Consider the following 22,978-nt stretch of genomic DNA (forward strand, 5'->3'; position numbering starts at 1 on the left):
GTGGACGATCACGTAATTCCCCAGGGGTTGTGGTCACGTAATTCCCCAACCCCTGGGTGCCGTGATCAGTTGGCTGTCGGCTTGTCGACGGGGTTCCTCGGGCGCTTGTTCGGGCGGTAGCTGGGTCCGTTCATGATGACTTGGTGGCTGGTGTTGATGAGCCGGTCCAGTAGCGACTCGGCGACGACGGGGTTCGGGAAGAGGGGATACCAGTCGCTGGGCGCCCGGTTGCTGGTAATGATCAGCGAGCGTCCCTGACGTTCGGAGACGAGTTCGTAGAGGTCGTCGGCCTGGGCCGCGGTCAGCTGGCGCATGGCGAAGTCGTCGAGGATCAGGACGTCGGGGCGGATCAGCTCGCGCATGCGCTTGTCCCACGTGCGGTCCGCGTGGCCGCCGGCGAGCTCGGCCAGGATCCGGCTGGTCTTCGCAAACCGGACGTTGGCGCCCTGACGGACGGCGAGGTGACCGAGGGCCTGGGCGACGTGTGTCTTGCCGACCACGACCGGACCGAACGAGATCACCGACTCTCCGGCGTGGAGCCAACGCAATGCGGCCAGGTCGCGGATCTGGGCAGCGGGAAGTTTCGACGATGCGGTGAAGTCGAACTCCTCCAGAGTGACCTGTTGCTCGAACTTCGCCCGGGTCAGACGTCGTTGGAAGGCGACGGTCTCGCGGCGGGTGATCTCGTCCTGGCAGAGGACCTGGAGGAAGTCCAGGTGCCCGAGCTCGCCGCCGTGGGCCTGGGCCAGGCGGGCATCCAGGGTCTCCAGCATCCCCGACAGCCGGAGCGTTTTGAGCGATTCACGCAGGGCGGTGTCCAGCACGCTCATCGAGTGGCCTCCTCGGCGGCGTCGGTGTCATCGTGGCCGGGGTCGTCGTGGAGTTCGTCCGAGATCTGGGAGGGGATCCTGGCTGCGAACAAGCTCTCGGGGCCATGCAGGAAGGCCGCGGCGCCGGCGTCGCCGGTCTCCGGCTCGGGATCGGTCTCGGTGCTGGCGATCAGGATGCCCTTGATAGTGCGGTAGGACGGGTCGCCGACCGTGATCGCCTTGGTGCAGGCAGCCTCCAGGCGATGGTCGCCGTACTTCTTCCGCAGGCCGAGGATTCCCTGGGCCTGCGGAGCCGGTAGAGCGCGTTGACCTCCAGCAGCTGGTCGATCACCTCTCGGCAGGCATCGCCGATCTCGGACGCCTGGCAAGGGCACCACATCGGCGTCTTCATCTGGAACGCGATCTTCTCCGGCGGGTAGTCGGCTGGATCGGTGCGTTTCCCCTGGTCAATGGCGGCGTGGGTCTTGACGAGCTCGCCGTCGTGGAAGACCTGGACCATGGTCGCGGTGGAGCGGACGTCGACCTTGCGGCCGATCAGTTTCCAGGGCACCGAGTAGAGGGTGCGGCCGACCTTGATGTGGATGTCCGGGCCCACGGTCGCGCTCGACCAGCGGGCCAGCACGAACGGCTTGTCCGGCAGCGGCAGCAGGGCCACCGACTCGACCGCCTCGAACACTGCCAGCGGCGAGGCCCCTCCCAGCGGCCGGCACCGCCTGCGACCGGCTGTCCCGCTCGCCCAGGTCAGGGCCTCGGACTGCATCTGCTCGACCGAGGTGAACTGCCGCCCGCTCCAGAACGAGTCTCGAACGTAAGGCATCGGTCGTTCGACCCTGGGCTTGTCCTTCGGCTTCGCCGCGCGGGCCGGGTCGACCAGCGTGCCGTAGTAGGTCGCGAGCTCGGCATACGACTTGTTCATCTTCGGGTCGTAGAGGTCCGGCCGATCCACCGCCGTGCGCAGGTTATCCGGCACGAGCCGGCGCGGGACGCCCCCGAAAAACCGAAACGCTTCGATGTGGGCCTGGGTCCAGGCGTGCTGGTCCATGTGAATGACCGGCCGCACGAACATGTGCCGTGAGCTGGGCAGCACCATCACGAACGCCCAGATCCGGTGCCTTTTCCCGGTGGCCGGGTTGATCCATTGGCCAAGGAAGCCGTAATCGATCTGAGCCTCCGAGCCTGGCTCCACGTCGTCACGAAGCACCGTCACCCGGGACCGAGTGGACTCATCTGGCAGGTTCTCGGTCACCCACCGGCGGAACGTCGAGAGCGAGACCGTCAGCTTCCCCCCATCCCGCAGGCGTTGGTGGATCGTGGTAACCGTCGTGGTCCCCAGCAGGCCCTTGACGTACTCGCGGTGCGGCTCGATCTCCGCCCATGTCACCTGGTTCAACCGGCGGCTCGCCAGCTCCGGAAACCAGACCTTGAGCAGCTTTGCCCAGTCCGCCTCGCTCATCGGCGGCCCGCCTGGGATGATCCCGGCCTCCTCCGCCGGCGCCAGATACTTCCTGACCGTCTTGCGGTCCACCCCCAGCGAGGCCGCGAGCTGGTTCTTCGAACGGCCCGCATATCAATGGACGTAGATCTCGACGACGTCGACCACCTTGAATGTTCTCCTTGCCATCCGGAATGTCCGCCGATCTCTCGGCCTTCCGGTCGAGGGACGTGACGCCTCCGCGATGGTCAGGACCCTCAACCCGGCGCGGACATGCCCAAGGGGATCCTGAACGACTCGGGCGGAGGCCTCATTGGTGTTCAAACCACCCAATGCGGGAACGTCCTCGCCGTGAAACAGGGCTGACCAGGGAAGTTGGCTGTGGCATGCTCGCTCGCGTGACTCATGACGCTGATGACGGCTGGTCCTTCGCGACCGCACGGGAGGCAGCCAGCTTCGGCGCCGGCGAGCTGACCAACGTTCCTGGCATCGACCACGCGATGGCCGAGAGCGGGACGCTTTGCGGCATTCCGGAGCAGCAGGTCACCCGCTATATGCACCTCTTCGAACCAGCAGAAGCGCAGGCTTGTCTGGATTGCCGCCAGCAAGCCCAAGCGGCTCCGACAAAGCCGTGCGCTCAGGAGCGACTTCACGACAGGCTCCAGGACGCCGACCCGGGACAGACCCGCGACGACCTCCTCGCCGCCTTGCGCAAAGGGGCGAAAGTGGGCCTGTGGCTCCGAGGTCCTGCCTCTCAGCTGGCCAGACACTACGCAGGCCTGGACTCGCTGACTGAGGGGACCGAGGCCGCCGTCGAGGCCTTCAACACCGCCATGAGCATCGGCCTTGCCCGCGTGGAGGACGGCGCCTGGCGATTTCTCGCTGTCCTGCCCGAAGACGACAGCCGCCCGCTCGTCGCACGTGGGCCCCGCACGCTCAGCTGACAACTCTCAGGTGCCGCGAGACCAGCGTCCCCTTGGGGAAACGTGACCGCGCGGGTGGGGAATTACCTGACGCGAAAGCGGTCACCGATGGGGAAAACGCTGACCGTCGACACCTGCAAGGCGTCATCGTATTGGTGGCGGTCGAACTGGAACGGACCGAATACCACGTAGTCGCGGGTCTTGCGGTGGGGTTGCTCGAAGGCTTCCCAGGTTACGAGAGCCGCTGTCGCGGCGATGCGGGCCATGAGCGGCCAGCAGCCCCACTCACCGCATTCACAACCGAGGACGGGGGTCTTCGGGGTCTGGCTCAGTTCTTGTGGTTGGTGACTGTGCGCTATCGGTCAGATGTCAAAGAGAATTTCCTTCTGTGGCGGGATCCGAGGGGCGAGGACATCGCGCAGGTGTGTGATCACCTGCCGCCATTGGGGGCCTTTCGGAGCTTCGTCCCACTGCTCGGCAAGTTCGGAGGACTCCGCGACGACCTGGTCCAGGGCGTCGACGGTCAGCTTCTTGAAGTCGGCGGGGAACTCCGGCATTGCTTCTGAAGGGCCGTAGTTCGGACAGGCTGGTTCACCACCCGGGTATTGGGCGACGACCAGGGCCGCGGCAGCCACGGCCAGCTCGGCGTCGGGTGTGCTGAGGTAGCCCGTGGCGTTGGCAGCGCGTGTGAGCACGCTGCGGACCAGACTTTCGCGTTCGTCCACGGCGGCCTCGTCCAAGGCAATGGCGAAGTCCGCGGCGTCGTCGTTGTCGAAGGGGCCGACGTCCCAGGTCCCCAAGGTGATCTCCTCCCGTGTGCTGCCCCGGGATCGTCGCATGCGCCACTGACGACGCGCTCAGGAGGTGAGCAAGACCCGTTTGCGGAGGAGGCCGAAGCCGGCGCGGCCGAACATCTGCCGCTTGAGCATCTTGATCCGGTTGACCGCTCCTTCGACCGGACCGGAGTTCCAGTCGGTGGTCAGCCCGGCGGTCACGGCATCGAAGTCAGCGCGTAGGCCGACGGCGAAGCTGCTGATGCCAGGCAGGTTCGCGTCGGACGCCCGGGCGATCCAGCCGGGCAGGCGCGTGCCGCTGAGCGTGGTGAGCATCTCGGCGAACGAACTGGTCAGGTCCGCCGCGGTCGCCAGTTCGGGGCAGCGGTCGAGCACGGCCTTGCGGTGCAGTCTCTCCTCCTCAGTGAGGGTGGCCGGATGCCGGGTGAGCCAGCCGGTCACCTGCCGCACCGACGGCGGTGGCGGGGCGGGCGTGAAGCCCTCCTGCCGGGGCAGGTCACGCCGGGCCCAGTCGCGGACAGTGGAGTAGTGGCCGCGGAAGCCACGGGTGGTGATCTCGCGGTAGAGGTCGAGGATCGTCTCATTCCCGTCGGTTTCGGCCCAGCGTTGTTCGAGGTAAGGCTTGAAGGGTCGAGCTTGCTGGGGCGTTGGCGCTTGCGGCCCTTGACCATGTCCTGCCATTGTGCGGCGCGGGCGTACCGCTGGACGGTGTGCCGTCCCCAGCCCAGGTGGCGGGCGATGTGCCGGAGGCCCATGCCCTGGTCCAGGAGTTCATGGACGAGGGCGTGGTGGACGCGGGCTCGCCCGCGAACTTGCCGACCGGGTCTCCGTCGTCCTCCTGACTGGGGCCGAGCGAGGCGGGTGTCTCCCACGCCGGTTCCGGTTCCGGGGCGGCCGGTCGCAGGTCACGCAGGCTGGAGCGGTGTCGCGGCGACGGTCTTTTCGACCGCGGTGGTGAGGTTCTGCCACAGATGGAATCGGTCGGCGACCTGGAGAGCCTGGGGCGCGGCGGTGGCGGCCGCGTCCGCGTAGGCGCCTGAGCGGTCACGGCAGATGACCTCGATGCCCGGATGGGCCTTCAGCCACGGGGCCAGGGTGGCGGCGTCGCGCTCGGGCAGCAGATCGAGGACCCGGTGGGTCTCGGCGTCGACCACGAGGGTTCCGTAGACATGGCCACGCAGCAGGGCAAAGTCGTCCACCCCGACCGCCCTCGGCTCCGTCGCGGGCGGGTCGGGCAGGTCCACCACTCGGCGCAGCAGCGTACTGCGGCTCGTCATGATCCCCATCAGCTTTGCAAGCCGAGCCCCGGCCCGGCCGGCCAGCGCCAGCCCGATCGTGCCCATCGCCGCACGCAGCCGCGCGGTGACTCGGCCATGACGACGGGTCAGCCCTGGCACCTGCTCCACAAACGTCCTGCGTGGACACGATCGCGTGCTGCAGACGAACCGCCGGACACGCAGGGCCAGGACGACGTGCTGGCCTGCGCTGGGCAGGTCCGCCGAAACCGCAGATAGGAGCTGTGCACCTTCTCCGACCAGCCGCCGCACACCGGGCAGGCCGCACCAGCCACTGTGCACCGGGCCTCGATGCGCATCGATTCGCCGTCCGCGTCGACCGACACCACCGCGACTCCGGAGACCTTCGGGAGCAGCACCTCTTGCAGCTTGCGCGACACCTCGTTCACGGCGACCGAATGTCGGCCCCGTCAGCCGAACGAGGAGCAAATCAAGGCGACTTCCGAATCACGTGACACAAGATCAACAGTGACAACGCGTTGTCGTCGCACGGAACTTGCGCCAGACCCGGTCTTCGGCCCCATCGCGCTAGTGGACAGTCCGAGGAAGTGGTCCTGCATCGGGCCGAACCGGAAGAGCTCCGGAATCAGACCACCGTAGGCATCACCTGCAGGCTGCATCCCGGCCGCGATCTCGTACTCATCGATCAGCTCGGTGAGTGGTGCTCCGTCGATGTGAGGGACGACCACGAGCGGACCCCTGTCGCCACGGTGCTGGCAATCGAACCGGATCTCATTGCTGATCATCCCGCGATTGTCTCAGCGACCCTGCTCCCTCCTTCTGGGCGGGTTGGCCGGGGCCTTGCACGACATGCCGAGGTTGATCGCCACGCTGCCGGGCGCGAAGTCGATCTGGTCGATTCTGGATTCGGCGCCGGCGAGGCTGACGCGCAGGCCCTCGATTTTGCCGAGCCAACCCTCTTTCTCGGCTTCGGCGATCCGGTCGAGGAGGTTGTCGCGGATCTCCACCAGGCGGCCGCGCTGGGCGGGGTCGGGGCGCAGGAGGGAGCGGCGGACAGAGTCAGGAGCGCCCGTGCTCGCGGTTGAGCTCGTGGTAGCCGCGGAAGTCGAAGAACCGCAGGCCGTCGATCACCGCTCCACACAGGATTTCCGGCAAGGTCCAAGGGTGGGGGGTGTAGTCGTCCGTTGCCACGCCTCCATGCTCAAGCAGCAGCGCGATCATTCGGTGAACCTCTGCGGTGCCGTCGATCCGCCCGGAGATGTCGATCCGCACCGCCCAAGTGGGGTGATGTCCGACGGCCGCTTCGAGGATCGCCACATCCTCGGGATCCCAATCGGAGAAGAGGTAGCCGGTCTGCTCATCGTCGATGTCGATGTAGAGGTTGCCGTCCAGAGTCCATGGTTTGCGCTGCTCGGGCAGATGCCGATTGAGCGAGGCGACGGTCGCAGCTCGCTCACCTGCGGGAAACACGAAGACAGTTCGCATGGGTTGGAGCGTAGGCAGTTCAGCTTCGTGGCGACCATGGATTCCAGGGACGGTGCTGGTCCGTCGACGTAGTGGTGGTGCGGATGGCGACGTCGGCGAAGGTCGGCATGCCGAGACGGCCCGGCGGCGGCCAGCTGGCGCAGGCGCGCGAATCCATGCGGGTCCCGGGTCTCGTCCATCACAGAAGCGAGATATCGGTGCGAGCGGGTGAGCATCCACGGCAGAGCCGGACGAATGACGTCTCCGCAGACAAGCATGAGCAGCCCAGAGGCCAGGTCCTCCCGGTCATGCGACGATGAGGGCCCGTGCTCGCTCAGCCACCGCTTGGGGATCTCCACCCAGGCGGCTCCGGACAACTCCTCGGCTCCCGTGGCCATCCAGCGCTGCTGCCAGGTATCCCCGGGCCGGCTCGACAGCCAGCGCAGCAACTTGATCACCCCGCGGCGGCGTCCCGCTCGGGTGCCGTTCGCCACCGGAAGGAACGGCGCCATCGTCAGGTGTCGCAACGTCTCCTCAGACGCCTGCGCGGTCTGGGGCCACCACCGTTGTGACGCCCGAGCCGGGAACTGCTCCCGCAGTCGGCTGTTTCGCGCCTTGGCCTGCTCCGCGCTCGGGTTCGTGATCTCCAACGGCTTGCGCGTCGTGTGCTTGACGACGGCCGTCATGACGAGCGCCCGAACAAGACCTCCAGCGACGCCGGATCGTAGCTTGGTGCTGGCGGCGGTGGCACCGGCTGGATGCTCGGTGCGGGCCTGGCGTGCGTGATGCGCCAGCACGCCGGCCACGACCTCGTCCTTGTGCGGCGTCAGATAGACCTCCGTGGCGGACAGGTGAGCGTGTCCGAGCACCCACTGCACGTCTGACAGCGTCAGCTTCGGGTCGCGCACCATCCGGGCGGCCGCACTGTGCCGCAGGTCATGAAGGGTCCAGTCGGCGCCGAGCGAGGCGTTGACACGCTCGACCATCCAGTGGGCGCCGTGCTAGGTCAGGGGTCGGATCGGATCTCGCCGTGTCCACCACACCGGCTGGGTGCGGCCTCGCACAACCTGGCCTTGTACCTCCTGCTGGTAGAGGCGCAGCCATACGAAAGCCTCCGCAGATGCTGGCACCTGCTGGACCGCCCGCGAGCCCTTGCGCCCCACGCTGATCAACTACTGGCCAGGGTCGACATCGCGCTGACGCATGCCGATCAGTTCCGAAGCCCGTACGCCGGTGGTGATCCAGAAGGCGACCAAGGCCCGGTCGCGGTTGGAGGGCAGCGCCGCGAACAGCTTGTTGAACCATGCTTCCGGAATCGAACGCGGGATTCGCCGCGGCAGGCTCGGCCAGTACCAGCCCACGCGCTCAGGCTTCCAGCCGGCCATCGGATTGTGGTGCGCGTGAGCCCGTCCAGAGCGGCGGGCAAGATCCAGCGGGAACGGGTTGAGCAGCGGGCCGGTCCCCGCATCGCGGTGTACGTCGTAGAACCGGCGCGGGACCGTCTCGCTGTGCACGACGGTGGCCGGAGCGTACCCGGATCCGGCCGACGGCTTCCCGGGCACCGGGTTCGCGGCACCGGCTTCCCCTACCGCCCGCGGCCCCTGGGCCTTGACCTTCCTGGGTTTGACGGTCTGCTGGATCCAGCAGCTCAAATCCCGGGCTTCCCGGCGGGTCGCCCGATCCCAGGGAACATCCACGGCCCGCAGGAACCGCCACCACCGCAACAGATCCATCCCGTAGGAGCGAACCGTTGACGACGCTTTCCCTGCCGCCAGCAACTCCTGGAAGTAGACGGCGACCGGCTCGACGGCCGCTCCGTCGGGATCGATCAGCCGGTACGGCTCGTACCGGTTGCCGGTCTCCATCAGCCGACCCCACTGGGGAACCGCCAGGGCTGCCAAATCTCGTCGGGGAGCATCCTTCATCACGACCGGTGAACGTAGTGCCCAATGACTCCATCCGCCCACTGAACTGGGCAATCTCCAGGCTTCGTTCAGTCAACGGGGCATGGGGGGGCGGACAGGCGCGTGGGCGCGTGAGGCTGGTCGGGGAGAAGTGAGACGGCTGGGTCGCCGGTGTTCGGCGGCCCGGCCGTCTCGGTCGTGGCAGGCCCGCGGGATGGTCCTGGCGCTGCGGGGATGGGGGCGCGCATCGTCGCTTCCAGGCCGTGTGTCGGAAGTGAATCCGCTCATGAGTCCGTGCGAGTACTCCGCAGGTGCGCCGGCACGGCCCACCACTGGTCCGGGCGGTCCACGACCGGGGCGTCGGGGCCGCTCTCGCCGTACCGGGCGAGGCGCAGAAGGTAGGCCGCGATGCCTGCCGCGCCCTGCATCCACGTCGTCTGGGGCGGCAGCAGCGGCGGGTCCTCGCGGTGTTCCAGAAAGCGCCAACGGGCGCCCGCATCATCCATGATGACCCGGTCGACCAGCGCATCGCCCATCCGGTGCGCGGCCCGCAGCAGGGTCTGCCTCCGCTGCGGCGCCCGGCAGTCCTGGGCGGCGTCCAGCAGGACGTCTCCGACGCCTGCCGTTCCGCAGCAGCGGCCGTCGTTGTCCCAGAAGCCGGGACGGAGGCGTTGCGGCAGGCCCGAGGTGAGGATCGAGGTCATACAGCGGTGCCGCAGTTCGTCGACGTCATGGCCCGCCACCTCGGCGACCCCTGCGTGCGCCAGTGCGGTGAACAGGTGCGAGGTGCCCGCCGGGCCGTGGCACCACGTGTACGTCACCGGTTCCACCTCCCGTTTCGACGGCGGGATCGTGTGCGGGACGACGAAACCGACGTCCTCCAAGGACCCCACCGAGAGGACGTGCCGGGCACCTTCCACCGCGGCCTCGATGAAGTCCTGACGGTCCAGGGCGGTGCCCGCGACCGCCAGTGCGGCAGCGATGCCAGCGGTTCCGTGCGAGTAGTTCGGTGCCCTCGACGGCCTCCCCGGCGTCATGCCCCAGTCGAGGCCCGCTTCCGTACGGTCCGCCGCCCGCAGCAGCGCCTCGCCTCCCGTCGTCGCGATCGCCTCTGCGAACTCGCTCTTCGCCCAGACCGCCGTCATCACGACCCCCGCGGTCCCCATGATGACGTCGGTGAGGGGCGCGTCGGAGCCCGGCTCGAAATCGAGGGTGGTCTTCCATCCGTCGCCGGTCGCCAGGGCGGCCAGCCGCCGCAGTGCCACCGCTTCCTCGCCCGGGGCGAGCAGTCTGAGCGCCATCGCGTCGCCTGCGAGGCCGTCGTACAGAGAGGGTTCCGTTCGCTGCCCGGCCTGTGCCGACAGCCTGGTCACGATGCCGGTCGCCAGTGCCGCTTCCCGCGCGCTCAGTTCCCGGTACCGCGCGATCTCGGCCAGCACCGGGGCCAAGCCGGCGATCCCCGCGTACAGCGAATCGCGGTCCTGTGGCGGCGACACGGTATCCGGACCGCCCTCCACCACCGCCTGCACGAGCCATGGGCCCTCGGCCTCGCGCACGTGGTCCAGCACCCACGACCAGGCGGCCTCGCCCACGTCCCGATATACGTCGCTCCTCATCCGGTCACGCTACAACCCCCCGGATGAGCAGGCCCGTTCGGCGGGGTGTCGCTGGTCTGTCGGTTCCGGCGGCCCTGGGTACCGGCTTCCGCGGCCGGTGTGCCCGCGCGCTCTCAACGCGGTCGCCCAACAGACGGGTAGGAGCGGGCACGCGCTCTACCGCTACTTCGCCGGCCGCGACGAGTTGATCACCGAACTCGTTCGACCTAAGGAGGGATGCTGGAGGGCCACCCGTGCAAGCCCGACAATGACATGAAGGTCAGGAGTCTCCAGCGGCAGGCTGAACTGCGTTCCCCTCCACGCCGGTCCATGCGGTTCCCCCCTCCCGCGAGTACCCGGACCAGGCTGCCGGCGCCTTCGGCCCCGTTGAGGTGATGCCTTCCGTGGCCTGCATCGGCGCCTTCCTCTCGACAGCGGTCGCCCCTGAGCTCAACCCGGTCCTGCACCGTTCCGCTCTCACCGCGGTCTGGTTCCAGACCGGCTTGGATGTCCCGTCGGGCATGGACGCCGACCTTGTGCTGCGCAGCATTCGCTGGGAAGAGCCGGCCCAGGACGACGAGCTCTAGCAACGGGTGCCGATCACAGCCACTCGTTGATAGCAGCGATCAGGACGGTCGCCTCGTAGCGGACCGCCAGCTTGTCGTAGCGCGTGGCGACGGCGCGGTGCCACTTGAGGCGGTTGATCCCGCACTCGACCGCGTGGCGCTTGCGGTAGTCGGCCGGGTCGAAACGTGGTGGTCGGCCGCCGCGGGAGCCGAGCTTCTGGCGGTTGCGTGCCTGGTCGGCCTTGTCGGGGTTGGTGCAGCGGATTCCGCGGCGCCGCAGGAAAGCGCGGTTTCTGCGGGAGGCGTACGCCTTGTCGGCGCGCACCCGACGGGGACGGACACGTGGCCGGCCCGGCCCTATGCGAGGCACGCGGACTTTCTCCAGTACGGTTCGAACTGCGGCGAGTCCCCGTGTCTCCCTGCCCGGCCGTGATCACGATCGACATGGGCTTTTGGCCCTGTTCGACGGCGAGGTGCAGCTTGGTGGTGAACCCGCCGCGTGAGCGTCCCAGTCCATGGTCTCCGGGCTCGGCGAAGACACCGCCCGGTGGTTCCTTCCGCAGGCCGCCCTGCCACCGGGCTCCGGCCGCGTGCTGGTGGGCGCGGCAGACCGTGGAGTCGACGCTCAGGTCCCAGGTGATCGCACCCTTCGCGTCGGCCAGGGACTGGAGCCCGGTAAGGATCTGCTGCCAGGTTCCGTTCCGCTGCCACCTGCGGAAGAGGTCACAGACCCGGCCCCACGGTCCGTACTCGACGGGGACGTCCCTCCACGGAACCCCGGTCCGAACTCGGAAGCGTATGCCGTCGATCAACTGCCGCCGGGACCAGACGGGCGGCCGCCCCGCCCTCATCCCCTTCGGTAGCAACGGCTCCAACACCGCCCGCTGCCCGTCCGTGAGATCACCCCGACCCATGAACTGTGATCATTCACATCACGAGATCCACTTTCGATACACGGCCTAGAGGCTGCGGGCGGTGATGTCGCCGTGGGCGGTGGTGGCGTGGATGTCGAGTGCGGTGGTGCCGTCGTTCTTCAGGGAGTTGCTGACGCGGCCGTAGCCGGTGCTGGCATCCAGTGCGGTCGAGACGCCGGTGGCGGCGCCGACGGTGATGTCGCCGGACTGGGTGCGCAGCACGAGGGTGCCGCGTACGGCTTCGGTGATCCGTATGTCGCCGCGGGCGGTGCTGATCTCCGCGGGACCGGTCAGGCGGCCGATCTCGACGTCGCCGTCGGTCGCGGTGAGGCGGACGCCCGACGCTTCGTCGATCTTGATCTGGCGGTAGGCACCGTCGAAGGCGATGTCGCCCAGGCGACCCACGCCGCGCAGTTCGGCTGCGGCGGCCTTCGCCTCGACGCGGGATCCGGCGGGCAGCTGGACGGTGATCTCCACGGATCCGGAGGAGCCGAAGAGCTGATTGCCGGGCTCGGGGGCCTCGATACGCAGGACGCCGTCGACGTAGGCGACCGACGTCCCCTCGGCCGTCTTGACGTCGCCGCTCTTGGAGGGATTGGCGGGCAGGACCTCGACGGTGGTGTCGGCGCGGTCGGCGGCGATGATCTGGAGTCGTCCGGCCGGGATGTTCACAACGGCGGCGATCGGGGCGGGGGTGCTGAACGTCTGCATCGTTTTCTCCTGCACTCACTCGTTGTTTCTGACATTGGAAACGCTACGTTGCTTTCCATTTCATGGCAACGAGTTCGTTGCATAGAGCCACCATTTACACTGCTCAGAGAGCACTTTTCGTTGCAACGGATGTCGGAGCAACGCAACGTCCACCGATCCGATCATTGCAATGAGCGCGTAGTGAACGCTACAGTCAGAGCGGCCAGGAGCCACGGGCCCTCACAACGAACGACGAACCATCAGGAGACGCAGATGCCGGGAGGCAGGCTCACCCAGTCCGAACGCCGGCAGATCGCGCTGGGGCTGGCCGACAGCCTCCCCTACGCCGAGATCGCCCGGCGCCTCGAACGTCCCACCTCGACCATCACACGCGAGGTCATGCGCAACGGCGGCCCCACCGCCTACCGCGCCGACCTCGCCCACCGCGCCACCGAGCAACGCGCCCGCCGACGCCGCGCTACGGCCCCTCGAGGACCGCAGTCAGCGCCCCAGCCGCACGGACGCGACGCCGAAGCCGTGGCCGCATACGAGGAGACACTCACCACCGTCCTCATGGCCTCCGGCCTGCCCAGGATGACCGCCCGCGTACTGACCTGCCTGTTCACCACCGACGCGGGCAGCCTCACCGCATCTCAGCTCGCCCGGCACCTCCAGGTCAGCCCCGCCTCCATCTCCAAGGCCATCACCTTCCTGGAAAGCCAGAGCCTCGTCCGCAGAGAACGGGACGAACACCGCCGCGACCGCTACATCGTCGACGACGAACTCTTCTACCAAGCCACCCTCGCCAGCGCCCGCGCGAACGACCAACTCGTCGCCACCGCACGCCAGGGCGTCACCCTCCTCGGCCCCCACACCCCTGCCGCCACCCGCCTCGAAAACATCGCCCGCTTCCTCGACTTCATCAGCGACAGCATCACCCGCGCCGCCGAGCAAGCCCGCCAGGTCCTCCACACCCCACCCCACCCCTCGACCGGCCCCGACCACACCACCCAGCCACCCCACCCCGACCACGCCTGAACACCCCCAACGAAGTCCCGGCCTCTGGGTCCAAAGGCCGCCATCGAGCGCGCTCACCAGCACGCTGCGAGCACCCGCGAACAGAGGTCCACAGCCGTCGAACCGGACCTGCGCACCCGTCTCGGACGACGTGCGCTCCCTGACGTGATTCAGATCCCGGTCGGCCTGACAGCCCGCCACACGCGACGCGGCAGCAGCAGGACACCTACTGAGTCCGAATCTGCCCCCGTCACGAGAACGCGATGGCACATGCGTCCTGTCTCACGCGTGCGTCACGGCGCCCTGCCGCCCTCGAGCATGCGCTCAAGGCGATCGAAACGCTCGTGCACCGTATGAGCCACCTCCGCGTACGCCTGCTCCACCGCCTGCTCCGCCTGGTGCAGGCGCCGGTGCCGGCGCTCCTCGTCCCGCCCCACGAACCACGTCGCCAGTGCGGCAGTGACCATCCCATAGGCCGTGATTCCCACGACCATCACCACCACCGCGATCAGCCGGCCCCACAACGTCACCGGATAGAAATCGCCGTACCCCACCGTCGTGGCGGTCTCCACCGACCACCACAACGCACGCGGATACGAAGTCAACCGAGCCCCCGGCGCTCCACGCTCGGCGGAGACGACGAGAGCCGAACCCGCCAGGATCACCACCACGAGGACGACCGTCGCCGCTCCAGCCGCCTTCACGTGCAGCGAACGCCCCTGACGGCCCAACAACCGCCCGACCACCCGAGCAAGGAAACCGGGAACCATCCCCCCATCCTGCTCCCCCGCCCAAGCCGGCCCCGCCAGAACGCGCCGCGCGACGTACGAACCCCGACCCGAACAGCCGCCCCCGGCCGACGCACCGCCGCGGTTTCGCCGCATACTGCACCGGCTCTCCGCACACGCCGCCGACGCCACCGCCCCGACAAGAGCATCTCGCCGCTGAGCAGGAGGCGGCGCCGGATACCCAGCCGGTGACCGGATCGGGTGTGTGCGTCCCGGCACCCGTTTCTTCCGCGCCTTCCGCGGCACTCGGTACATGTGAGCGCGCCCCGTCCGCGGGGGCAGCCACGGTGACATCGGGACCCTCGGCGACGGGGCACAACAGAAAGCGATCGATGACGACGATCGGTGTGGAAGAGGAGTACCTGTTGCTCGACCCGGTCACGGGCCTGCCCGTACCTCTGGCCGACAAGGTGCGTGCCTCGGCTGGTCTGACGCCCTTCGTGGCCGACCAGGAAGTGCAGAACGAGCTGCTCCAGGCGCAGGTCGAGGTGGCCACGCCGGTGTGCGACACCCTGGAGGAGGCCAGCGGCCATCTGCTGCGGCTGCGGCACGCCGTCGCGACAGCGGCCGAACGCCACGGATGCCGGCCGGCGCCGTGTGGCACGTCGCCGCAGCGTCACAGCCGCCCCGTGGCCGTGACGGACAAGGCCCGCTACCGGGCGATGCGCTCACAGGCGCCACAACTGGTGGCGGAGCAGCTGGTCAACGGCATGCACGTCCACGTCGGCGTGCCCAGCCGCGAAGAAGGCCTGCAGGTCATGAACCGGGTGCTGGTCTGGTTGCCGACGTTGACGGCCATGTCGGCGAACTCACCACTCTGGGACGGTCACGACACCGGTTTCGCCAGCTGGCGCACGGTGGTCTTCAGCCGCTGGCCGGTCAGCGGCATGCCTCCCTACTTCCACGACGTCGCCGACTACGACCGGCGCGTCCAGCGGCTCCTCAAGAGCGGCCTTATCTCCGACATCGGGCAGCTCTACTGGATGATCCGCCTGTCCGCCCGCTACCCCACCGTCGAAGTGCGCTGCCTGGACGTGCAGTTGCACGCCGACACCGCGGCGAAGTTCGCGGGCCTCATCCGCGCCCTAGTCACCACGGAACTCAGGGCGCTGAACGCCGGCACCCCAGCCCCCGAATCCGCCCCTGAACTGCTGCGGGCCAGCCTGTGGCACGCCGCCCGGCACGGACTCAGTGACACGCTCGTCGACCTTGAGGGCAACACCCGCCCAGCCGCGGACGTGGTGTCCGAACTCCTCCACCACATCACCCCCGCACTCGACGCAGCCGGCGACACCCCACACGTGACAGCCCTCACCCACCAGCTCCTCGACAAGGGAACCGGCGCCGACCAGCAGCGCGCCGCACTCGCCGATGGGGGGCTCCAAGCGGTGACCGACCTCATCGCCGGCTGAAACCCCAACCCAACAGGCCTGCCACCGGGACGCGGCGCGGCCGCCGGGGCGCGCATGCGGCGAAACCACTCACAGCAGCCACCAGGGGGCGGGCCGCACCAACCCAACCACTGCAGCGGGCCTTCTCCCTCTCCGCGTTCGCGGCGCTCGGTGACCCGACCGCGCAGGCCTACTACGACAAGAAGATCGCCCAAGGCAAGCACCACGCCCAAGCCCTGCTCTGCCCGGCCAGACGCCGAGGCGACGTCCTCGTCGCAATGCTCCGCGACAGCACCTTCCATGAATCGCGGCCGTCAGCCCCCGTCACCTGACCAGCGGGTCTGCCAGGAGAACGACTCGATCAGCCTCGACATCGAAGCCGAGAACCGGATGACAGTACTCACCCTCCGGATCCATCAGCACCGGCTTACCCAACCGCCGCCCGATCTCCCGAAGGAAGCCACAGAACACATCAAGTCGATCCTGGCCCTGCAACTCCCGCAGGTCGACGTCGAAGTCGACTTCGTCGGCGGCATGGAAACTGAAGATCGCCTACACATCGGCCGTCGGCCAGACCCGCAGGTCCGGGCACTCAGCGTCCACCGCACGGGACAGCACGGCCTCCGCCCGGGGCACGGGAAGCACCGTCTCCCCCTCGGAGTAGTGGCACTTCCAGCCCTTCTCCGCCACGAGGTCCAGGATCGCCTGCCAATCTTCCACCGAGGTATTCGGGACACGTACGTCGGGCAACGACCCCATCAAGTCCAGGTCGAAGAAACACTTCACGTCATCCCACAGCAGGTCACTCACCCCGTCATACTGCCCGGACCGCCGACCCGACGCCCAACCGATTCCCTTGACCCATGGCATAGGGGCCCCGCGATGCGCTGCGCCGCGTCAGGCTGCTGAGCAGAACAAGAGAGTGCTGACACCTCACACAAGGTCAACAGGAAGGGACCGTGATCCGCAACGCCTCGTCGTAGTCGAGCATGCGCAAAGCGTCCCAGCACACGAACTTTCAATATACGGGCATATCGCTCATATCGTCGGGCACTCGGCGGCGAGGAACAAGCAAAGGCGGATGCCTACATCGACACCGCCTCTCGTCGAAGGCAGGTCACCCCATGGCGAAGAAACCACGCGCATCAGAGCCGACCCATGGTCAGGGCCCCAGCCGCCACCGGGGCACCGGGCAGCACGGCTGGGCCACTGACGTGGACGAGACCCGTCAGCAGGACAACCCGAGCGCCGAGCGCTCATTCCGCACCGCCGAATACGGTGGCGGAAAGGGCCCGGGCCGGACGAAATCCAAGGAAGAGACGAAGCCCGTACCGGGCGACACGGTCAAGAGCAGCAGCACGAGGGGCGAGGAGCACGCCGACGGGGACGAGAAGGGCCGTCGGGACATGGGACGGCGCGGCCGCTCCCAACGCCCCAGCGGTACCAAGGACGCCTCAGCAGTAACCGGCGTCGACCCCCAGGACCCACCCTCCCGGCGCCGCCCCGGTTAGATCCCGACGAAGTCGGCAATCACCCCGACCCGCGACGACCGGCACCGATACCACCTGCTGAGACAACGCATTGAGCACCGCAGGCCCGCCACCACTAGGAGCGCGGTTCCTGCGATGGTCGTCCGCCGAAGTTCGACTGGGAGGACCACGAAGCCAGGCACCCGGTCGAGTGCCGCATCAACCCTCCTCAAGAGTCACCGGGCCGTTGCCACCAGGTACGACAAACTCGACGCCGCTATGAAGCGAGACAGTCCTCATAGCCGCGATCAACTACTGGCTGTGAGCGGCACCGTCGGACCCGGCGCTCGCCGTGATGCTTCGTGTGGTTTGCCAGCAACCACTGCCGCAGCTACTCCGGCAGCCTTAGGCAGCCCATGCGCAATTCGGCTGCGCAGATGGCTGCCTGACTCCCCGGACCGCCGAGAGCAGCGACAGCGTCAGGGGCATGCTGTTCAAGCCATGCCGTCACCCGGCCCCACGCTTGCCGTACGTCTCCAGGCCCCTCATGATCCATGGGAAGACTGTACTCAGCGGCACTGACAGCGCATGGTTTCCACCTGGGCTGTTGTAGGCCGGCCGCGACGCACAGCGCTCCGGCCGCTTCCGATACCCGCTCCCGAGCCGGGGTCCCTCGACCGTCAATCCCATGGACGGGGTCGCTGCCCCTCTCCCGGAATGAACCTGCGGAGGCGGGGGCGTCGACTCACCACGGCCACGCCCCTGCCCGAGAGCCCTTCGGCGGCCTACGCGAGTGGCGTATCGCCGAGCACCTTCGCAAGATCGCCCGGCGTGTCGTAGATGGCGATGGCGCCGGCCTCCCGCAACTCATCGTCGCCGAAGCCGCCGGAACGGACGGCGATCGCCGGCATCCCGGCCCTCTTGGCCGCCTCCACGTCCCAGACCGAGTCACCGACCATCACACTCGCCGCGTCCGGCGGAGCACCCAGCTTCTTCAGCGCCACCTGCAGCAGATCAGGCGCCGGTTTGGAGGACTCGACATCCGCGCTGCTGGTCCAGTCGTCGGCGATGCCACGAGCATCCAGCTTGTCCAGGAAAGCGTCCACATGACGCTGCTGACCGGAGCTGGCCAGTACCAGCCTGTGACCGCGCTCCTTCACGGCCACCAGCAGGTCACGAGCACCGGGCAACGGCGCCATCTCCTCCAGCAGCGCATCGGCCTCCTTGCCCTGCCGCTCGCGCGCCTGCTCGCCCACCCGACGCTCCAGATCCTCCCCTCCCACAGCCGTGACCAGCTGATCCCCGCCCATCCCGATCAGCCGGTGCAGCTGCCACACCGGAAAAGTCTCGCCCAGTGAGCGCAGTGCGCGATACCAAGCGAGCGCATGCTGGTAATTCGAGTCGATGAGCGTGCCATCGATATCGAGGACGGCGATCACGGATTTGGTCACGCCCACCGGCTACCCACCAACGAGGTGCGCACACGGCGTGACCTGAAGGAGTCCCCGGGCGTGATCGGGCAGACTTCCAGGCCCCACTCAGGATGGCGGCCCTGGGCCGTCACCTGGACACGGGCCGCCATCATTGAGACCGTCGCCCCGTTCGACGATGACGGCAGCCGTACGCATTCCTGGCACCTGGCGCAGTCCGAGAAGCCCGGCACCCGCCTGAGTCACCAAGATCCCCACCCGGCCGCTGACTAGTGACCTCTCCCGGTGCGTGCATGTCGTAGCCGCCTGATACTTGTTTCAGGCCCGTCGCGGAGCCGGGCCAGGCTCAGACGGGCGCTGGGAACCCTGTCAGGGCGGCACAACAGACCCCATCACCGCGGTGACGAATGCTGAAGGCATCCGGCCTGCTGCGGTGGCGATGATCAGCCCCGTCACCCGGCTGGTGTTCCGCAACCCCCTCCATGAAGCGCTGCACATCACCGCACTGCCGACGATCGCCGCCGTCACCCATCGGAGAAGCGCATGAACACCTATCGAGCTGCCCAGGTCGACACCGCGAACGGGCCCTTTCACATCGTCGAACGCGAGATACCGCGACCCGGCCCCCGCCACGTACGAATTGCCATCGAGGCATGCGGAATCTGCCACAGTGACGCCGTCTTCGTCAGCGCCGGCATGCCCGGCGTACAGTTCCCGCTCGTTCCGGGCCACGAGGCCGCCGGGCGCATCGAAGAACTCGGCGAAGGAGCCGAGGCACACAACTGGAACGTAGGAGACCGGGTCACCGTGGGCTGGTTCGGAGGAAGCTGCGGCCACTGCACAGCCTGCCGCCAGGGCGACTTCATCGTCTGCGACACCCTCAAGATCCCCGGCTACACCTACGACGGCGGCTTCGCCGAGACCATGATCGCGCCAATCGACGCCCTGGCCAGGATCCCCCAAGGCCTCACAGCGTCCGACGCCGGCCCCATGGCCTGCGCGGGCGTCACGACGTACAACGGCCTGCGGCGCAGCTCCGCCCGGCCCGGCGATCTCGTGGCCGTGCTGGGCATCGGCGGTCTCGGTCACCTCGGGGTGCAATACGCGGCTGCCATGGGGTTCGAAACCGTGGCCATCGCCCGAGGTCAGGAGAAGGCCGAGCTCGCCAAGCAACTGGGAGCCCACCACTACATCGACAGCACGGAGGCGACACCGGTCGCCGAGGCCCTGCAGTCCCTGGGCGGCGCCAAGGCCGTACTGGCCACAGCCGGAAGCTCCGACGCCATCGCCGCAACGGTCGACGGCATGACGCACCGCGGCGAACTCGTCGTCATCGGAGTGAGCACCGACGCCCTGGGAATCAGCCCACTCCAGCTGATCATGCCCGGCAAGATCGTACGTGGCCACCCGTCCGGCACCGCGCAGGATGTGCAGGACACCATGGCCTTCAGCGCTCTGCACGGCATTCGCCCGATGGTGGAGACGCTGCCGCTGGCAGAGGCCGACGGGGCCTACCAGAAGATGCTGTCGGGTGCCGCGCGCTTCCGGATGGTACTCACCACCGGCTAAGCCTGGGGCCGCGGTTGCTGTGATCCACGGCTTCCCGACCGATCCTGCACGCCTGTTGACCCGCTGGAGCAAGTTGCTGCCATAGACCCTCGAACAACCTCACCGGCGCCACGGATGCTTCGGACGTTGGGTGACGCCGCGACCATCTGGAACTTCGGGCCGCCTCATCCCGCCCCTCCTCCCCCACGTCAGGGGGTGCGCTCCTCTCCGTGGCGGGCGGCTTGATCAGACGCTCACCGCACGTCCCGCAGGCGGAGTCCTCGACGGCCCCATTGGCCGGTTGAACCGATCGACCGATCCAAGTCATACCTCGTCGGAGCCGGCGGCAGGCCCAGGATTCCCAGCCCTCACTGGCGGAGTCCGACGCCGCTGGGACACGCCGGCGGAACGCCCTGCTCACGGCCCTTTCAGATCGACTGTGCGGGCCGAATCAGGTTTACCCAGCTGCTAATTGAATGCGGTAAGGGTGAATCGTAAATCGATGCAGCCGGGTAATTTCCACTCAAGGCGGCGATCCACGCGCGGAGACCGCGTATTCGGCAATGGCGCTAATTCGGCTTCAGCACGGCTTCACATCCCGGCATGCTCTGGGTGCCCAGGCGCCGCCAGAGCCAATCAGCGGTCGATCAGGCGTCGGCCATAGCGGGAGGGAAAGGGTCGTTCGAGGACTGAGGACTGTTGAAAGCAGGAAGGGCATCCTCGTCGCGTCGGATGGGCCCAAGCTGGAGGTTCCGCGCTTGCGTCACTTCCCTGCAGTAGGCAGGGGCCGGCTAATTGAGTCCGAGCTGCGGTCGGCAGACCACGCGCCGGAGCCGTCAGTACCCATCTCATCCGGTTGATCCGGCAACCGAGCAAAAGACGCAGTCCTTTTGAGCGAACGCCGGCCGTCACGGCCGAAAAGCATTGCGCACAACCGCGCGATCGAAATTCAGCGCCCTATTGACAGGAGCAGGTCATGAAGCAGGTCATGAAGAGAACGCATCATCGCACCCTGGCACTTCTGGCCACGGTGTGCGGTTTCACTCTGTGCCTCCCGGGCGTGACCGGCGCCGCCGGCGCAGCGACGCCCCACTTTCTCGCCACGACGCTGGTGAACAAGACCGGCACCACCATCACGGTCACCGCCGGAGTCGGACGGGGCAACACGATCAGTGTCTGGCAGTCAGGCAACAGCATCAGAATCAGAGACACCGGAGACACAGTCGCACCATCCGGCGACTGCACCGCCATCAGCACGACCGAAGTCGCCTGCAGGGCCGCCGGCACCACCGAACTCGTGGTCAACGCCGGCGACCAGGACGACAACGTCACCTCCGCGCTGGCTGCCGTCGGCGCCACCCTCATCGGCGGTGCGGGCAACGACAGCCTCTACGGAGGATCCGCCAACGACACCCTCGAAGGCGACGAGGGATCCGACTTCCTCTCGGGCGGCGCAGGCAACGACACGCTGACCGGCGGAGCCGAGGCGGACAGAATCTTCGGCGGCTCCGGCAATGACTCCATAGAGGGACGCGGCGGCTCGGACATCGTGGACGGCGGTACCGGCAACGACGTGATCTACGGCGGCAGCGGCAACGAGCAGATCGTCGCCGGCGCCGGCAATGACTACGCCGACGGCGGCAACGGCCGGGACACGATCGACGCCGTGGACAACATCAGCGGCAACGACTACGTCGAAGGCGGCGCCGACGCGGACGACTGCCGCGCCGACTTGGGTGACAACGTCAGCGGATGCCCCTGACCAGCGCGAGTGAGCAGCACGCAAATACCCGTACACGGCGAGACAACCCGAAAGGCGGGCACCCATGAGAACTCGAACACGAAGTATCTGCGCCACGCTGGTGGCGATCGGCGCACTCGTCTGCGCCCCGCTGACTGCCGCCTCCGCCGCGCCGAACGCGGCCCCCGGCGGAAGCCAGGCCGGCACCACGGTCGTGCAGGAGGTGGGCGACACCCTGGTGGTCACAGCCGACCAGGGTGTGGCCAACGACATCACCATCCGGCGTCAGGGCAACGTCGTCGTGGTGTCGGACGCAGGGGACACCGTGGCTGCCGTCGTTCCGTGTCAGTCGACGGGGACGCACACGGCAGAGTGTCCGCTGCCCGTCACATCGATACGGGTCAACGCGAACGACGCCGATGACGACGTCACCATCTCCCCGAATCTGGAGGCCGCCGGAACGGTGATCGGCGGCGCCGGTGACGACCACCTCAACGGTGGCCCCCGGGCGGACCGACTCATCGGCGACGACCCGGCTGCCACCGGACTGCGGGCCACGCCGGGCAACGACACCATCAACGGCGGTCCCGGCAACGACACGATCTCCGGGCTGGCCGGCAACGACACCATCAACGGCAATGCCGGCAACGACACCCTCAACGGCGACGAGGGCAACGACACTCTCAGGGGTGACCAGGGCAACGACACCCTCACCGGAGGCAGCGGCAACGACACGCACATCGGCGGCGAGGGCAACGACACCCTCAACGCCGTGGACAACATGATCGCCAACGACAGCCTCGACGGCGGCCTCGGCTTCGACACCTGCAACCGTGACACCGGCGACACGGCCATCAACTGCCCCTGATCAACCACCCTTCATACGGCCGGACCTGAAACTCAAGAGGCCACAGGTTCGACTCCCCTGGCCCCGGCAGTTCCTCGGCACTGCGCTGGTTGGGGAAGCGCGGGCGCCCCTGGCGTTAGACCGGGCCTCGCACTACGAGGAAGGCCTCGGTAGAGACCGCCGTGGTGACTCCGGCCGCTGGAACAGAACAGCACCCTATTGATCGCGATTCGCACGGACTTCTCGAACCGCTCGCCCCTCACGCGCTCGTACAGCAATCCAAAGGGACCGATCGGGTCGGAGGCGTCGCCGGACAGCCGTAACAGCTGTCCGGCGGCTGGACGACAGACGGAAGGCACGGCTGAGTAGGTCGTGCACC

Annotated in this window: 23 protein-coding genes and 5 pseudogenes; 12 read left to right on the forward strand and 16 right to left on the reverse strand. The window is 67.9% G+C overall.

Going from position 1 to position 22,978, the window contains the following annotated elements; genetic code table 11:
• Window positions 1-65: 65 nt before the first annotated feature.
• Both istB and istA read right to left on the reverse strand, forming a co-directional pair.
• A complete protein-coding gene (gene istB / locus ACGFW6_RS06210; RefSeq protein ID WP_393505243.1) occupies window positions 66-830 on the reverse strand; it encodes an IS21-like element helper ATPase IstB in 765 nt (254 codons plus the stop codon).
• A pseudogene (gene istA, locus ACGFW6_RS06215) lies at window positions 827-2,430 on the reverse strand (IS21 family transposase). Before istA ends, istB begins: the two are co-directional and overlap by 4 nt.
• A 230-nt stretch (window positions 2,431-2,660) precedes the next feature.
• Here istA and ACGFW6_RS06220 point away from each other — a divergent pair.
• A complete protein-coding gene (locus tag ACGFW6_RS06220) occupies window positions 2,661-3,206 on the forward strand; it encodes a hypothetical protein (protein WP_393505245.1) in 546 nt (181 codons plus the stop codon).
• Window positions 3,207-3,268: 62 nt separating this feature from the next.
• On the opposite strand, the gene ACGFW6_RS06225 is transcribed toward ACGFW6_RS06220, so the two are convergent.
• The 3 genes from ACGFW6_RS06225 to ACGFW6_RS06235 form a co-directional block, all read right to left on the reverse strand.
• Complete coding sequence (locus ACGFW6_RS06225) at window positions 3,269-3,451, reverse strand: hypothetical protein (protein WP_393505247.1); 183 nt, start codon at window positions 3,449-3,451, stop codon at window positions 3,269-3,271.
• A gap of 96 nt (window positions 3,452-3,547) precedes the next feature.
• Entirely contained in the window at window positions 3,548-3,985 is a 438-nt protein-coding gene (locus tag ACGFW6_RS06230) for a DUF4259 domain-containing protein (RefSeq protein WP_393505249.1), read from the reverse strand.
• A 57-nt stretch (window positions 3,986-4,042) separates the two neighbouring features.
• The gene (locus ACGFW6_RS06235) at window positions 4,043-4,660 is read right to left on the reverse strand and encodes a transposase (RefSeq protein WP_393505251.1); all 618 of its coding nucleotides are present in this window, start codon (window positions 4,658-4,660) and stop codon (window positions 4,043-4,045) included.
• A 29-nt stretch (window positions 4,661-4,689) separates the two neighbouring features.
• Between ACGFW6_RS06235 and ACGFW6_RS06240 the strand changes: the two genes are divergently transcribed.
• The gene (locus ACGFW6_RS06240) at window positions 4,690-4,821 is read left to right on the forward strand and encodes a hypothetical protein (protein WP_393505253.1); all 132 of its coding nucleotides are present in this window, start codon (window positions 4,690-4,692) and stop codon (window positions 4,819-4,821) included.
• 63 nt (window positions 4,822-4,884) lie between these two features.
• On the opposite strand, the gene ACGFW6_RS06245 is transcribed toward ACGFW6_RS06240, so the two are convergent.
• From ACGFW6_RS06245 to ACGFW6_RS06270, 6 genes are all read right to left on the reverse strand, one after another.
• Window positions 4,885-5,556 carry an ISL3 family transposase gene (locus ACGFW6_RS06245; RefSeq protein WP_393505255.1) on the reverse strand — a complete coding sequence of 224 codons (672 nt, stop codon included), beginning with the start codon at window positions 5,554-5,556 and terminating at the stop codon, window positions 4,885-4,887.
• Window positions 5,557-5,684: 128 nt separating this feature from the next.
• Window positions 5,685-6,020 (reverse strand): hypothetical protein, encoded by a 336-nt coding sequence (locus ACGFW6_RS06250; protein WP_393505257.1) that lies wholly within the window; start codon window positions 6,018-6,020, stop codon window positions 5,685-5,687.
• 12 nt (window positions 6,021-6,032) lie between these two features.
• Window positions 6,033-6,242 carry a hypothetical protein gene (locus tag ACGFW6_RS06255; protein WP_393505259.1) on the reverse strand — a complete coding sequence of 70 codons (210 nt, stop codon included), beginning with the start codon at window positions 6,240-6,242 and terminating at the stop codon, window positions 6,033-6,035.
• A gap of 52 nt (window positions 6,243-6,294) precedes the next feature.
• Window positions 6,295-6,720: a hypothetical protein gene (locus tag ACGFW6_RS06260; RefSeq protein WP_393505261.1), complete on the reverse strand. Its 426-nt coding sequence runs from the start codon at window positions 6,718-6,720 to the stop codon at window positions 6,295-6,297.
• Between the two features lie 1,151 nt (window positions 6,721-7,871).
• Window positions 7,872-8,564: a hypothetical protein gene (locus ACGFW6_RS06265; protein WP_393505263.1), complete on the reverse strand. Its 693-nt coding sequence runs from the start codon at window positions 8,562-8,564 to the stop codon at window positions 7,872-7,874.
• 323 nt (window positions 8,565-8,887) lie between these two features.
• Window positions 8,888-10,219, reverse strand: a complete 1,332-nt coding sequence (locus ACGFW6_RS06270; protein ID WP_393505265.1) for a lanthionine synthetase LanC family protein — start codon at window positions 10,217-10,219, stop codon at window positions 8,888-8,890.
• A gap of 109 nt (window positions 10,220-10,328) precedes the next feature.
• Here ACGFW6_RS06270 and ACGFW6_RS06275 point away from each other — a divergent pair.
• Window positions 10,329-10,424: pseudogene (locus ACGFW6_RS06275) on the forward strand (TetR/AcrR family transcriptional regulator); the annotation flags it as partial.
• Between the two features lie 169 nt (window positions 10,425-10,593).
• Window positions 10,594-10,785: a hypothetical protein gene (locus ACGFW6_RS06280; RefSeq protein ID WP_393505267.1), complete on the forward strand. Its 192-nt coding sequence runs from the start codon at window positions 10,594-10,596 to the stop codon at window positions 10,783-10,785.
• A 13-nt stretch (window positions 10,786-10,798) separates the two neighbouring features.
• On the opposite strand, the pseudogene ACGFW6_RS06285 reads toward ACGFW6_RS06280, so the two are convergent.
• Both ACGFW6_RS06285 and ACGFW6_RS06290 read right to left on the reverse strand, forming a co-directional pair.
• Window positions 10,799-11,678 (reverse strand): annotated as a pseudogene (locus tag ACGFW6_RS06285) (IS5 family transposase).
• Window positions 11,679-11,723: 45 nt separating this feature from the next.
• Entirely contained in the window at window positions 11,724-12,389 is a 666-nt protein-coding gene (locus ACGFW6_RS06290) for a DUF4097 family beta strand repeat-containing protein (protein ID WP_393505269.1), read from the reverse strand.
• Between the two features lie 252 nt (window positions 12,390-12,641).
• Between ACGFW6_RS06290 and ACGFW6_RS06295 the strand changes: the two genes are divergently transcribed.
• On the forward strand, window positions 12,642-13,406 hold the full coding sequence (locus ACGFW6_RS06295; protein WP_393505270.1) for a helix-turn-helix domain-containing protein: 765 nt from the start codon (window positions 12,642-12,644) through the stop codon (window positions 13,404-13,406).
• A 272-nt stretch (window positions 13,407-13,678) separates the two neighbouring features.
• Here the strand turns inward: ACGFW6_RS06295 and ACGFW6_RS06300 are convergent, their stop codons facing one another.
• The gene (locus tag ACGFW6_RS06300) at window positions 13,679-14,155 is read right to left on the reverse strand and encodes a potassium channel family protein (RefSeq protein ID WP_393505272.1); all 477 of its coding nucleotides are present in this window, start codon (window positions 14,153-14,155) and stop codon (window positions 13,679-13,681) included.
• Window positions 14,156-14,505: 350 nt separating this feature from the next.
• Between ACGFW6_RS06300 and ACGFW6_RS06305 the strand changes: the two genes are divergently transcribed.
• Window positions 14,506-15,585 carry a glutamate--cysteine ligase gene (locus ACGFW6_RS06305; RefSeq protein ID WP_393505274.1) on the forward strand — a complete coding sequence of 360 codons (1,080 nt, stop codon included), beginning with the start codon at window positions 14,506-14,508 and terminating at the stop codon, window positions 15,583-15,585.
• A gap of 110 nt (window positions 15,586-15,695) precedes the next feature.
• Window positions 15,696-15,896 (forward strand): annotated as a pseudogene (locus tag ACGFW6_RS06310) (IS110 family transposase); the annotation flags it as partial.
• On the opposite strand, the pseudogene ACGFW6_RS06315 reads toward ACGFW6_RS06310, so the two are convergent.
• Window positions 15,889-16,374 (reverse strand): annotated as a pseudogene (locus ACGFW6_RS06315) (hypothetical protein). The pseudogenes ACGFW6_RS06310 and ACGFW6_RS06315 sit on opposite strands and share 8 nt — an antisense overlap.
• Window positions 16,375-16,688: 314 nt before the next feature.
• On the opposite strand from ACGFW6_RS06315, the gene ACGFW6_RS06320 reads away from it, so the two are divergent.
• Window positions 16,689-17,075, forward strand: a complete 387-nt coding sequence (locus ACGFW6_RS06320) for a hypothetical protein (RefSeq protein WP_393505276.1) — start codon at window positions 16,689-16,691, stop codon at window positions 17,073-17,075.
• 743 nt (window positions 17,076-17,818) lie between these two features.
• Here the strand turns inward: ACGFW6_RS06320 and ACGFW6_RS06325 are convergent.
• Window positions 17,819-18,484 (reverse strand): HAD family hydrolase, encoded by a 666-nt coding sequence (locus ACGFW6_RS06325; RefSeq protein ID WP_393505278.1) that lies wholly within the window; start codon window positions 18,482-18,484, stop codon window positions 17,819-17,821.
• A gap of 379 nt (window positions 18,485-18,863) precedes the next feature.
• Between ACGFW6_RS06325 and ACGFW6_RS06330 the strand changes: the two genes are divergently transcribed.
• The 4 genes from ACGFW6_RS06330 (at window position 18,864) to ACGFW6_RS06345 (ending at window position 22,620) form a co-directional block, all read left to right on the forward strand.
• Window positions 18,864-19,010, forward strand: coding sequence for a hypothetical protein (locus ACGFW6_RS06330; protein ID WP_393505280.1), 147 nt, complete (start codon window positions 18,864-18,866; stop codon window positions 19,008-19,010).
• Complete coding sequence (locus ACGFW6_RS06335; RefSeq protein ID WP_393505282.1) at window positions 19,007-20,032, forward strand: alcohol dehydrogenase; 1,026 nt, start codon at window positions 19,007-19,009, stop codon at window positions 20,030-20,032. Before ACGFW6_RS06330 ends, ACGFW6_RS06335 begins: the two co-directional genes overlap by 4 nt.
• A 967-nt stretch (window positions 20,033-20,999) precedes the next feature.
• A complete protein-coding gene (locus ACGFW6_RS06340) occupies window positions 21,000-21,773 on the forward strand; it encodes a calcium-binding protein (protein ID WP_393505284.1) in 774 nt (257 codons plus the stop codon).
• Between the two features lie 64 nt (window positions 21,774-21,837).
• Window positions 21,838-22,620 carry a calcium-binding protein gene (locus ACGFW6_RS06345; RefSeq protein WP_393505286.1) on the forward strand — a complete coding sequence of 261 codons (783 nt, stop codon included), beginning with the start codon at window positions 21,838-21,840 and terminating at the stop codon, window positions 22,618-22,620.
• The last annotated feature ends 358 nt before the right edge of the window (window positions 22,621-22,978 follow it).

The sequence above is a fragment of the Streptomyces sp. Y7 genome (assembly GCF_043195415.1).
Lineage (GTDB): Bacteria > Actinomycetota > Actinomycetes > Streptomycetales > Streptomycetaceae > Streptomyces.

Coding starts and splice junctions, on each gene's coding strand:
- istB (WP_393505243.1), bottom strand. CDS start 830: ATGAGCGTGCTGGACACCGCCCTGCGTGAATCGCTCAAAACGCTCCGG.
- ACGFW6_RS06225 (WP_393505247.1), bottom strand. CDS start 3,451: ATGGCCCGCATCGCCGCGACAGCGGCTCTCGTAACCTGGGAAGCCTTC.
- ACGFW6_RS06235 (WP_393505251.1), bottom strand. CDS start 4,660: ATGGCAGGACATGGTCAAGGGCCGCAAGCGCCAACGCCCCAGCAAGCT.
- ACGFW6_RS06250 (WP_393505257.1), bottom strand. CDS start 6,020: ATGATCAGCAATGAGATCCGGTTCGATTGCCAGCACCGTGGCGACAGG.
- ACGFW6_RS06260 (WP_393505261.1), bottom strand. CDS start 6,720: ATGCGAACTGTCTTCGTGTTTCCCGCAGGTGAGCGAGCTGCGACCGTC.
- ACGFW6_RS06265 (WP_393505263.1), bottom strand. CDS start 8,564: ATGGAGACCGGCAACCGGTACGAGCCGTACCGGCTGATCGATCCCGAC.
- ACGFW6_RS06270 (WP_393505265.1), bottom strand. CDS start 10,219: ATGAGGAGCGACGTATATCGGGACGTGGGCGAGGCCGCCTGGTCGTGG.
- ACGFW6_RS06280 (WP_393505267.1), top strand. CDS start 10,594: ATGCCTTCCGTGGCCTGCATCGGCGCCTTCCTCTCGACAGCGGTCGCC.
- ACGFW6_RS06290 (WP_393505269.1), bottom strand. CDS start 12,389: ATGCAGACGTTCAGCACCCCCGCCCCGATCGCCGCCGTTGTGAACATC.
- ACGFW6_RS06295 (WP_393505270.1), top strand. CDS start 12,642: ATGCCGGGAGGCAGGCTCACCCAGTCCGAACGCCGGCAGATCGCGCTG.
- ACGFW6_RS06300 (WP_393505272.1), bottom strand. CDS start 14,155: ATGGTTCCCGGTTTCCTTGCTCGGGTGGTCGGGCGGTTGTTGGGCCGT.
- ACGFW6_RS06305 (WP_393505274.1), top strand. CDS start 14,506: ATGACGACGATCGGTGTGGAAGAGGAGTACCTGTTGCTCGACCCGGTC.
- ACGFW6_RS06320 (WP_393505276.1), top strand. CDS start 16,689: ATGGCGAAGAAACCACGCGCATCAGAGCCGACCCATGGTCAGGGCCCC.
- ACGFW6_RS06335 (WP_393505282.1), top strand. CDS start 19,007: ATGAACACCTATCGAGCTGCCCAGGTCGACACCGCGAACGGGCCCTTT.
- ACGFW6_RS06340 (WP_393505284.1), top strand. CDS start 21,000: ATGAAGAGAACGCATCATCGCACCCTGGCACTTCTGGCCACGGTGTGC.
- ACGFW6_RS06345 (WP_393505286.1), top strand. CDS start 21,838: ATGAGAACTCGAACACGAAGTATCTGCGCCACGCTGGTGGCGATCGGC.